This window comes from Streptomyces sp. JJ66, from assembly GCF_019303495.1.
In the GTDB taxonomy this organism is placed as follows: Bacteria; Actinomycetota; Actinomycetes; order Streptomycetales; family Streptomycetaceae; genus Streptomyces.
The window spans coordinates 1-10360 of sequence record NZ_JAEVFI010000052.1 but is presented as its reverse complement, the minus strand read 5'-3'; the positions used below and the strand labels follow the sequence as shown (position 1 = coordinate 10360).

Here is a 10360-nt window from a genome sequence, read left to right as displayed (position 1 = left end):
TGTGCTGCGCCACGGTGGACACCGGCCAGGGCGAGCCGGGTCTGGACTGGCTGGACGGTCCGGGGCTGCTCGTCGGCGGGGTGCGCCGCGCGGACCTGAGCGCGCCGGTGCTCGCGCTGGCGGAGGACGGGGACGCGGAACCGCTGCGCGCCTGGCTGGCGGCGGTGGGCGTACGCGACGACAAGCCGCTGCGACTCGTCTGACGCCCCGCCCCGGAGTGCGCCGCCCGGCCCCCGGGGCGGGGCGGCGCACTCCGGGGCGGGCGGCGGTCCCCGGCGCCCTTGGCACCGGCGCGGTCGCCCTGGTCTGTCGGCCTTCGCCCACCCGCCTGGTGGGGCGCCCCCGCCCTCCGGGAACCCGGCAGCCCACCTCCCGGCCCGGGCAGGCCAGGCGCTGCGGCGCCCGAACGTCAGAATCCGGCCACCGATTCACGACGAACCGTGACGGTGGCGCTGCGTCATGTGATGTGCTGTACTCCGCGCAACCACGGCATCACGCGACGCGGAGGGAAGGGCGCGGAGCACGCGGCGACGCAGGGAGGGGAAAGCGGTGGCCACTGAGCCGATCCGGCGCTGGGAGTCCGGGGCGCTCGCCCACGCGGTGACGGACCCCTTCGGCCAGGGCCCGCTGCCCTGGCTGCGCGATAACGAGCACTACTTCGACAGTGGTCGCGTCGTGCCCTGGTACGTAGACAGCACCACCCTCGCCGCCGACGGGCGCATCCTGCCCGCGCCGCGCGGCAGCGGGCGCGGCACCCGGTCAGCGGACGACGTGCGGTGCCAGATCAAGGGGTTCGCCTCGACGGGGTCGGTGGCCCCGGGCGAGTCCATCGACTTCCGCGTCACCGTGAACCCGCCGCAGTCCTTCGGCGTCGATGTGTACCGCATCGGGCACTGCGACGGGGTGGGCGCCACGAAGATCACCACGAGCACGCGGCTGTCGGGCATCGTGCAGCTGGCGCCGCTGGCCGCCGAGCGCACCGTCTCGTGCCACCACTGGTGGCAGTCGTGGCGGCTGCCTGTCCCGGCCCACTGGGCGAGCGGTGCGCACGTGGCCGTCCTCACCACCGCCGACGGGCACCGCTCGCACATCCCGTTCACCGTCCGCGACACCCGTGCCGCCGACCTGCTGCTCGTCCTCCCCGACCTCACCTGGCAGGCGTACAACCTGTTCCCGGAGGACGGGCGCACCGGTGCCAGCCTCTACCACGCGTGGGACACCGACGGACGGCTGCTGGGCGAGGAGCAGGCCGCTGTCACCGTCAGCTTTGACAGGCCCTACGCCGGTGCCGGGCTGCCGCTGCACGTCGGCCACTCCTACGACTTCATCCGCTGGGCCGAGCGCTACGGCTACGACCTCGCCTACGCCGACGCGCGCGACCTGCACGCCGGGCGGGTGGACCCGGCGCGCTACCGGGGCGTCGTCTTCGCCGGGCACGACGAGTACTGGACGGTGCCGATGCGCCGGGCCGTCGAGCGGGCCCGGGACCTGGGCACGGCGCTCGTCTTCCTGTCGGCCAACACCCTGTACTGGCGGGTGGAGCTCGGGCCGTCCCCCTCCGGTGAGGCGGACCGCCTGCTGAGCTGCCGCAAGCGGCAGGGCCCCGGCCGCCCCGCGCTGTGGCGTGAGCACGGCGAGCCGGAACAGACGCTGCTGGGCGTCCAGTACGCCGGACAGGTGCGCGAGCCAGCACCGCTGATCGTGCGCAACGCCGACCACTGGCTGTGGGAGGCGACCGGGGCACACGAGGGTGACGAGCTGCCCGGTCTCGTCGCTGGTGAGGCCGACCGCTACTTCCCGCGCGTGCCGCTGCCGCAGCACAGCGAGCGCATCCTGCTGGCGCACTCGCCCTACCTCGACCAGCGCGGCGTGCGGCGCCACCAGGAGACGTCGCTGTACCGCGCGGCGAGCGGGGCGCTCGTCTTCGCCTCCGGCACGTTCGCGTGGACGCCCGCGCTGGACCGCCCCGGCCACGTCGATTCCCGCGTCCAGCGCGCCACCGCGAACCTGCTGGACCGGATCTGCAAGGTGGACTAGTGCCACGTCAGCCAGGGTTTGCCCGTCAAGGAGCGGCCTTGGGTGCGGTGCGTCGCAAGGCGCCGGTTCGCCAGCCTCGTCGGCGGAGTGGGCCTACTCGGTCGATTCGGCAACGCCGCGAGGCGCCGTGCCTGGGGGCACCGCCCAGCCGCCAGGCTGGGGGACTCGCGACGGGGCGAACCCTGGCTGACGCGGTACTGGGTGCCCGGCGCGCTGAGGGGTGCGGCGTGCGGGAGAATCGGGGGATTGTCGCACTCTCCATGGAGGATCGGTGTCCGGATTCGTTGAGAAGCCCGAGCCCGCGCGCGTGCCGGGGCTGGAGCATCTGCACACCGGGAAGGTGCGTGAGCTGTACCGCGACGGCGCCGGTGACCTGGTGATGGTGGCCAGTGACCGCATCTCCGCCTACGACTGGGTGCTGCCGACCGAGATCCCGGACAAGGGCCGCGTCCTGACCCAGCTGTCGATGTGGTGGTTCGAGCAGCTGGCGGACCTGGCGCCCCACCACGTGCTGTCCACCGACGTGCCCGAGGGCGCGCCCGCCGACTGGGCGGGACGGGTGATGGTGTGCCGCTCGCTGGACATGCTGCCGGTGGAGTGCGTGGCGCGCGGCTACCTCACCGGTTCCGGCCTGGTGGAGTACCAGCAGACGCGCACGGTGTGCGGGCTGGCGCTGCCGGAGGGGCTTGCGGACGGCTCGGAGCTGCCCGCGCCGATCTTCACCCCGGCGACCAAGGCCGTGGTGGGCGAGCACGACGAGAACGTCTCCTACGAGGAGGTCGCCCGCCAGCTGGGCGCGGAGACGGCCACCCGGCTGCGTCAGCTGACGCTCGCGGTGTACGCCCGGGCGCGGGACATCGCCCGGGAGCGCGGCATCATCCTGGCGGACACCAAGTTCGAGTTCGGTCACCCGGCCGGCGGTACCGGGGACGCCGGGGACGGGGATGGGGACGGCGGCACCCTGGTGCTCGCGGACGAGGTGCTGACCCCGGACTCGTCCCGGTTCTGGCCCGCCGACCAGTGGGAGCCGGGCCGCCCCCAGCCGTCCTACGACAAGCAGTTCGTCCGCGACTGGCTGACCAGCCCGGAGTCCGGCTGGGACCGCCACGGCGAGCAGCCGCCGCCCGCGCTGCCCGAGGAGGTCGTGGCCCGCACCCGGCAGAAGTACGTGGACGCCTACGAACGCCTCACCGGCCTGCCCTGGAGCTAGTGCCGTGTCAGCCAAGGTTCGCCCCGTCGCGCCGCCCGGCACGGCGCCTCGCGGCGTTGCCGAATCGNCGGCGCCTTGCGATGCACCGCGCCGGACGCCGCTCCTTGACGGGCAAACCCTGACTGACACGGCACCAGGGCGTGTCAGCTCGCCGTGGCGTCAGGGAGCGCGCGTCAGCTCGCCGACCAGGGCGCGGGCGTGGTCGTTGTAGGCGCCGACGATGCGCTCCACCTCGTCCGCGTCCCCCCGTTCGAGGGCGGTGACGAGGTCGAGGTGGCCGCACCACAGCCGTCCGCGCAGGTCGCGCCGCGCGCGCAGGTGCGGTACGACGAACACCCAGCTGTGGACGCGCAGCCGCTCCAGGAAGTCACTGACGTACGGGTTACCGGCGAACTCCCCCAGCTCGCGCCAGAACCGCAGGTCGTAGGCGATGAGGACGTCGAGGTCCCCGGCGCGGGCGGCGCGGCGGGCGGCTTCGGCGCGCCGCTGGAGGGAGGCGAGGGCGGCACCGCGCCCGGAGCCGGTGTGGTCGGCGGTGAGCGCGGCGTAGGCCCCGGTACGGAAGATGCCCTCGATGACCAGCGTGCGAGCGTCCAGCATGGTGCGGAAGTCGTGCAGGGTGAACGCGTGCACGCGGTAGCCCCGGTGGTGGTCGGCGTCCAGGAGGCCCTGCGCGCACAGGTCCACCAGGGCCTCGCGGACCGGCGTGGCGGAGACTCCGTACTGGTCGGCTATCTCCTTGACGGTGAAGGGGTGGCCCGCCGGGAGCCGTCCGGCCAGCACCTCATCACGCAGCGCCTCGGCGAGCTGTTCGCGCAGGGTGCTGCGGGTGATGCGGCTGGGCGGCACCGGCGTCAGCCCCTCAGCCGCTCGGCGTGCGCGTCGGCGGTGGCCAGCGCCTCGTCCAGCACGGCCAGGCCCTCCTTCGCCTCGGCCTCGCTGAGCGTGCAGGGCGGGACGACGTGGACGCGGTTGCCCGCGATCAGGGGCCACAGGCCGCGCTGCTTGCAGGCGGCGGCCAGCTCGGTCATGGGGCGGTTCGCTTCCCCGGTGGCCTGGTAGGGGACGAGCGGGGTGCGGCGGTCGGGGTCGCTGACCAGCTCGACGGCCCAGAAGACGCCGGTGCCGCGCACCTCCCCGACCGACGGGTGCCGCCGCGCCAGTTCGCGCAGCCCGGGCCCGAGCACGTGCTCGCCCAGGTGCGCGGCGTGCTCGACGATGCCCTCCTCGGCCATGGTTTCCATCGCGGCGACGGCGGCGGCGCACGCCAGCGGGTGCCCGGAGTAGGTGAGGCCGCCGGGGTAGGGGCGCTCGTCGAAGTCGGCGGCGATCTTCGCGGAGATGGCGACGCCGCCGAGCGGCACGTACCCGGAGTTGACGCCCTTGGCAAAGGTGACCAGGTCGGGGGCGGCCCCCTGGTCGAGGTAGTGGTCCAGCGCCAGCCAGCGCCCCGCGCGGCCGAATCCGGCCATGACCTCATCCAGGATGAACACGATCCCGTAGCGGTCGCAGATCTCGCGGACGCCGGGGAGGTAGCCGGGCGGCGGGGTGAGGATACCGGCGCCGCCGGGAATGGTCTCCAGGATGACGGCGGCCACGGTGTGCGCGCCCTCGAAGACGATCGTCTCCTCCAGGTGGGCCAGCGCGCGCTCGCACTCCTGCGCCTCGCTGGTCGCGTGGAACGCGGAGCGGTAGAGGTAGGGGCCCCAGAAGTGGACGACGCCCGCGGTGGCGGTGTCGCTGGCCCAGCGGCGCGGGTCGCCGGTGAGGTTGATCGCGGTGGACGTGGCGCCGTGGTAGGAGCGGTAGGCGCTGAGCAGCTTGGGCCGCCCGGTGTGCAGCCGGGCCATGCGGACGGCGTTCTCCACGGCTTCGGCGCCACCACCGGTGAAGAACACCTTGTCCAGGTCGCCGGGGGTGCGCTGGGCGACGAGCCGGGCGGCCTCGGAGCGGACGTCCACGGCGAAGCCGGGCGCGACGGTGCACAGGCGGGCGGCCTGCTCCTGGATCGCGGCGACGACCTTGGGGTGCTGGTGGCCGATGTTGGCGTTGACGAGTTGGGAGGCGAAGTCGAGGTAGCGCTTGCCGTCGTAATCCCAGAAGTAGGAACCGGCGGCGCGGTGCACGGGCAGCGGGTCGAGGGCGGCCTGCGCGGACCAGGAGTGGAAGACGTGCGCCCGGTCGGCGGCCTGGACGCTCGCCTTGTCAGCGGGCCTGTTGCTCATGCTGTGCGTACCTCACGCTCGCCGTTCGGAGTTTCCCCGAAGGGTAATACCTGCCCTCCCCCGCACCCCCTGGAGTCACGTCCGGGCGCTCTCCGCGTTCGCGCTGAGCGGCCGGTTCCGCACGCTCGCCGGGGAGTGGACCCGCGTCCGCACGGTGCCCGGGCTCCCGGGCGCCCCACCCGCTCCCCGGGCGGCGTCCCGCTCCGGCGCCCCGGGCGGCCGCCACCCCGCACCGCACGGCATCCGGGACGCCGCACGCGGGCGGCTGGCGGATCGCCGGGCGCGGGCCGTGGACGCGGCGTTGCCGCCACCGTGGGGAGGGGGTGGCGGCAACGTCTGGTGGGGGCTGAGGCCGGGCGGGCCTCAGCGGGTGAGGCTGGCGAAGGCGACGATATTCGCGTCATAGCCTTCCTCCTTCGTCCAGCTCCCGCCGCAGGTGATGAGGCGGAGCTGCGGCCGCTGGGTGGGGCCGTAGACGCGGTCATTGGGGAACCTGTCTTTGGCGTACTGCTCGACGGAGTCGATCGCGAACACCACCGTGGAACCGTCCGCGCGCGCGACGCGGACCTCCGCGCCGGGTTTGAGCGAGGCGATGCCCGCGAACGCGGCCGGTCCCTTCTCGGTGTCCAGGTGGCCGACGAGCAGGGCGGGCCCCGGTTCGCCGGGGGAGGCACCGTGTTCGTACCAGGCCACCCGGTCGGCGTCGCCCTCGTCGGGTACCGGCGGGGTGCCGTCCTTCTCCGCGGGCGCGGGGAAGACCTCGATGTCCGCCTTCAGCTGCGGGATGCGCACGCGGGTGGGGACCGAGCGGGGCAGGGCGACGGATTCGGCGGCCGGGCGTTCGGTATCCACAGCCTGGGGACGCGAAACGCCGTCGGCGAGGGTGGTGAGGCCCACGCGCGCACGCCGCTCCTCCCCCGGCCCGTCCGGCCCGGCCGCCGCGCACAGCGCTCCGGCGACGAGGACGGTCACGACGGCGGCCACCGTCTCCAGACGGCGACCGCCCGCCGCGATCCGCTGCTGACGAGTCGTCATCGGTATCCGGGATATCCGGGGGCGGCTCACGCCTGGTTCCCGGCCGTCCGGCGGCGCCAGACGAGGAAGTACCCGGCGGTACCGGCGACGGCCAGGCCACCGGCGACGCCCGCCGCGGTGGTGGTGCTCGACAGCCCGGACTCGGTGCCCGTGGCGAGGCCGCCCAGGCCCGCGTTGGCGGCGCCGCCGACACCGCCGGTGAAGGTGAACGTGCCGGTGAGCGGCTGGTGGTTCTTGCAGTAGCCGGTCACCTGGTACTTCTTGCCCACCGTCAGGCCCTCGCTCATGACCATGGCCGAGGCGAAGGTGTCCTTGCGGTGGTGACGGCGGTCCCCGTCGTGGTGGTTGTTGTCGTGGTCGTGGTGCCGGGGGTGGTGGGCGCGGCTGCGCGAGAACGCGTCCGAGGCGACGGTGCCGTGACCGCCGTCCTTGCAGTTGGCCTTGACCTCGACGTGGGTGCCGGGGCCGCCGGACGACGGGTAGAGGGTCAGACCGCCGTGGCCGGTGTCGCCACCGGCGAACGCGGGGGCGGCCATACCGAGCACGAGCGCGGTGGACGCCGCCGCGGTGGCGAGAGAGCGCATCTTCAGCATGAGGAGTGTGACCTCCGGTCAGCAGGCACGCGTGCGGGGGCTTGTCCCACGCCGGTTCCGCGCGCCTTCGTGACCATGCGAACAGCGCCCCGGGCGCGCCGCACCCCGGGTTCCGCCCGCTGGGTGCCCCGTTGCGCCAACCGTGCCCGGCGGTGCCCCGCACGGCGGGCACCCGTGCGGGCGGCGGTGGCAAGCCGTCAGCTGGTAGCCAGCGGAGGGTGGCGGGGCGTCAGCTAGCAGCCCGTCAAGCTCAGCCCGGCCCCCGTCGAGCAGGGCTGCCCGCGCCGGGCAGGACCGCCGGGCCGGGCCAGGCGCGCCCCGCGTCAAGCCGTCTCCAGATCGCGGCGGCGGAAGCCCGCGAGCCCGAGCGCGAGCAGGGCCCCGGCGAGCAGCGTCAGCACCACCAGCGGTGTCCACGTCAGCGGTTCGGCCGGGAGGTGCGGGACGTGGCTGAAGGGGGAGACGTACGTCAGCCAGTCGGGCAGCTGGAGCAACGGGCCAAGGTAGCTGACGACGAAGCCCAGCAGCGGCACCACCCACGTCAGCGTGACCGCGCGCGGCAGCCAGCCGTACAGCAGGCAGGCGACGCCCGCGGTGACCCACAGCGCGGGGGCGTAGGCCAGCGCGGCACCGGTCAGCTCGGGCACCAGACCGCCGTCGCCGGTGACGGCCGCGCCGACCAGGCCGAAGGCGAGCCCGGCGAGGAGCAGCAGCAGCGTGCCCCCGGCCAGCGCGACGGCCAGGTGTCCGCCCAGCCAGCGGGTGCGGGACAGCGCGGTGGCCAGCAGCGGTTCGGCCCGCCGCCCGCTCTCCTCGGCCCGGGGCCGCAGCGCGGCGATGACGACGTAGACGGCCGCGACGACGACCATGACGACGAGCACCATGGCGGCGAAGGACTCGGTGACGCTGACCCCGCCCAGCCGGGCCAGCGCGTCCTGGAGCACCTCGACGTCCCGCACCATCTCCTCGGCGTCAGCCAGCACCCCGCCGTAGGAGGCACCGAACACGAGCAGCGCGACGGCGAAGCCGAGCAGTAGCCCCCGGTGCAGCCGCCAGGCCAGCCCCAGCGGGTGGGTCAGCGCGGCGGACGCCCGGGGCGGGCCGCCCCGGGCCGGACGCAGCCCGGCGCCCAGGTCGCGGCGGTTGCTGAGCGTCACCGCCCCGGCCAGCAGGACGGCCGTGGCGGCGGCGGACAGCAGCAGCGGCCACCAGCGGTCGTCGAGGTAGACGTAGGTGCGCTGGGCCCAGCCGATGGGCGAGAGCCAGGACAGGGCGCCACTCCCCATGTCACCGGCGGCGCGCAGCAGGTAGGCGAGCCCCAGCACGGCGAACGCCATTCCGGACGCGCCCCGGGCGTGCGCGGTGAGCTGCCCGGTCAGCGCGGCGACGGCGGCGAAGACCAGCCCCGTGGCGGCGTGCGCGGCGCCGTAGAGGAGCGAGCCGCCCCAGCCGACGTCGGGCACGCCCTGGGCACCGAGCGCGAGGGTGAGTGCGGCGCCCACCGCGAGGCAGGCGATCAGCGCGACCCCGAGAGCGACCGCCAGCGGGGCGTACCGCCCGACGGCGGCCGAGCGCACCAGCTCGGCACGTCCGGACTCCTCCTCGGCGCGGCTGTGCCGGGTGACGGTGAGCACGGTGAACAGCGCGAGGAGGACGGCGGTGAAGCTCAGCATCTGATGGCCGAGCATGGCGCCGTAGGTGTAGTCGGCGAGGTAGCGCTCGGGGCCGGAGAGGGCGAGCCCGGCGGGGCTGGAGACGGACGCGGCGGCAGTGCGGCGGGCGGCGGCGTCGGGGTAGAGGTCGCGGAAGCTGAGGGCGGTGAGGGCGGTCCCGGCGGTGAGCGCGGCGACCCACACCGGCAGTCGCACCCGGTCCCGGCGCAGCGCGAAGCGCAGCAGGGTGGCGGTACCGGCGAGCGTGGTGCCGCCGTACGGTGCGGCGGAGGTGGCAGGGGCGGCGGGGGCGCGGGTGCTCATCGCGCGGCCTCCGCACTCGGGCCACCGTCGGGGCCGGTGCCGTCCGTGCCGCCGTCGGTGCCGTCCATGCCGTTGCCGCTGCCGGTGCCGTCCGTGCCGCCGTCGGGGGCCGCGCCGTGGGCGTCGCCGTAGTGCCGCAACATCAGCTCCTCCAGCGTGGGCGGGTGGCAGGTGAGGCTGCGCACCCCGGCCGCGCTGACGCGGGCGACGACGGCGTCGAGTTCGGCACCGTCCACCGCGCAGCGCAGCCGGGTGCCGTCGGTCTCCAGGCTGTGCACGCCCTCCAGCGCGCCGAGCCCGGCCACGGGCCGCTCGGTGACGGCCTCGACGGTGGTGCGGGTGAGGTGGCGCAGGTCGTCCAGCGTCCCCGCCTGCACGACGTGGCCCTGCCGCACGATGCTGACCCGGTCGCACAGCTTCTCCACCTGGGCCAGGATGTGGCTGGAGAGCAGCACCGTGCGCCCGGCGGCTTTCGCCTCGCCGATGACGTCCTGGAAGACGACCTCCATCAGCGGGTCGAGACCCGCGGTGGGTTCGTCCAGCAGAAGCAGTTCGGCGTCGGAGGCGAGGGCGGCGACGATGGCCACCTTCTGCCGGTTTCCCTTGGAGTAGCTGCGGCCCTTTTTCCCCGGGTCGAGGTCGAAGCGCTCAGTCAGCTCCTCGCGGCGCCGCCGGTCCAGCCCGCCGCGCAGAGTGGCCAGCAGGTCGATGGCCTCGCCGCCGGTGAGGTTCGGCCACAGCTCGACGTCACCGGGGACGTAGGCCAGGCGGCGGTGGAGGGCGACGGCGTCGTGCCAGGGATCGCGGCCGAGCATGCGCACGGTGCCGGAGTCGGCCCGCAACAGGCCGAGCAGGACGCGCAAGGTGGTGGACTTCCCGGCGCCGTTGGGCCCGAGGAAGCCGTGCACCTCGCCTTCCCCGACGCTCAGGTCGAGGCCGTCGAGCGCCCGGGTGCGGCCGAAGGTTTTGACCAGCTCCGCGACGGAGATCGCGGTGGTGCGTGACGTTGCCATGAGGCGAAGCTACGCCTGTCCGCTCGCCTCCCGCGACGGTTCCGCCACAGCGGGCGACCGTCGGCGGCATCAGCCCGTGGGCAGCGTCAGCCGGAGCGCTGAGGGCGAGACCGTCCACGTGCGGGTGTGGAACTCCGGTCCCGACACCGTGACCGCCCGCGCCCTGGCCCGCACCGGCGCTGGTTCAGCGGCCCTGCGCGCGACGCCGTTCCCGGCCCGCGCCGCGACCCCGGCCCCGGCCCCGGCCCCGGCGTCCGCGCCGCCCGCGGGC

The 10360-nt window shown here is 74.7% G+C and carries 8 protein-coding genes and 2 pseudogenes; 4 read left to right on the top strand and 6 right to left on the bottom strand.

Annotation, left to right across the window (positions count from 1 at the left end):
* The 3 genes and pseudogenes from JJV70_RS22175 to JJV70_RS22165 form a co-directional block, all read left to right on the top strand.
* Positions 1-203 (top strand): annotated as a pseudogene (locus JJV70_RS22175) (hypothetical protein); the annotation flags it as partial.
* Positions 204-549: 346 nt separating this feature from the next.
* On the top strand, positions 550-2037 hold the full coding sequence (locus JJV70_RS22170) for a N,N-dimethylformamidase beta subunit family domain-containing protein (RefSeq protein WP_219049820.1): 1488 nt from the start codon (positions 550-552) through the stop codon (positions 2035-2037).
* Positions 2038-2308: 271 nt separating this feature from the next.
* Positions 2309-3247 carry a phosphoribosylaminoimidazolesuccinocarboxamide synthase gene (locus JJV70_RS22165; protein ID WP_219049819.1) on the top strand — a complete coding sequence of 313 codons (939 nt, stop codon included), beginning with the start codon at positions 2309-2311 and terminating at the stop codon, positions 3245-3247.
* A 159-nt stretch (positions 3248-3406) separates the two neighbouring features.
* Here the strand turns inward: JJV70_RS22165 and JJV70_RS22160 are convergent, their stop codons facing one another.
* The 6 genes from JJV70_RS22160 to JJV70_RS22135 form a co-directional block, all read right to left on the bottom strand.
* Positions 3407-4096 carry a GntR family transcriptional regulator gene (locus JJV70_RS22160; RefSeq protein ID WP_219049818.1) on the bottom strand — a complete coding sequence of 230 codons (690 nt, stop codon included), beginning with the start codon at positions 4094-4096 and terminating at the stop codon, positions 3407-3409.
* Positions 4097-4101: 5 nt separating this feature from the next.
* Complete coding sequence (locus tag JJV70_RS22155) at positions 4102-5472, bottom strand: aspartate aminotransferase family protein (protein ID WP_219049817.1); 1371 nt, start codon at positions 5470-5472, stop codon at positions 4102-4104.
* Between the two features lie 363 nt (positions 5473-5835).
* The gene (locus JJV70_RS22150; RefSeq protein ID WP_219049816.1) at positions 5836-6507 is read right to left on the bottom strand and encodes a class F sortase; all 672 of its coding nucleotides are present in this window, start codon (positions 6505-6507) and stop codon (positions 5836-5838) included.
* 26 nt (positions 6508-6533) lie between these two features.
* Positions 6534-7100 carry a hypothetical protein gene (locus JJV70_RS22145; protein WP_219049815.1) on the bottom strand — a complete coding sequence of 189 codons (567 nt, stop codon included), beginning with the start codon at positions 7098-7100 and terminating at the stop codon, positions 6534-6536.
* A gap of 323 nt (positions 7101-7423) precedes the next feature.
* Entirely contained in the window at positions 7424-9076 is a 1653-nt protein-coding gene (locus JJV70_RS22140; protein ID WP_219049814.1) for an ABC transporter permease, read from the bottom strand.
* Positions 9073-10089, bottom strand: a complete 1017-nt coding sequence (locus JJV70_RS22135; RefSeq protein WP_219049813.1) for an ABC transporter ATP-binding protein — start codon at positions 10087-10089, stop codon at positions 9073-9075. Before JJV70_RS22135 ends, JJV70_RS22140 begins: the two co-directional genes overlap by 4 nt.
* 76 nt (positions 10090-10165) lie before the next feature.
* Here JJV70_RS22135 and JJV70_RS22130 point away from each other — a divergent pair.
* A pseudogene (locus JJV70_RS22130) lies at positions 10166-10360 on the top strand (hypothetical protein); the annotation flags it as partial.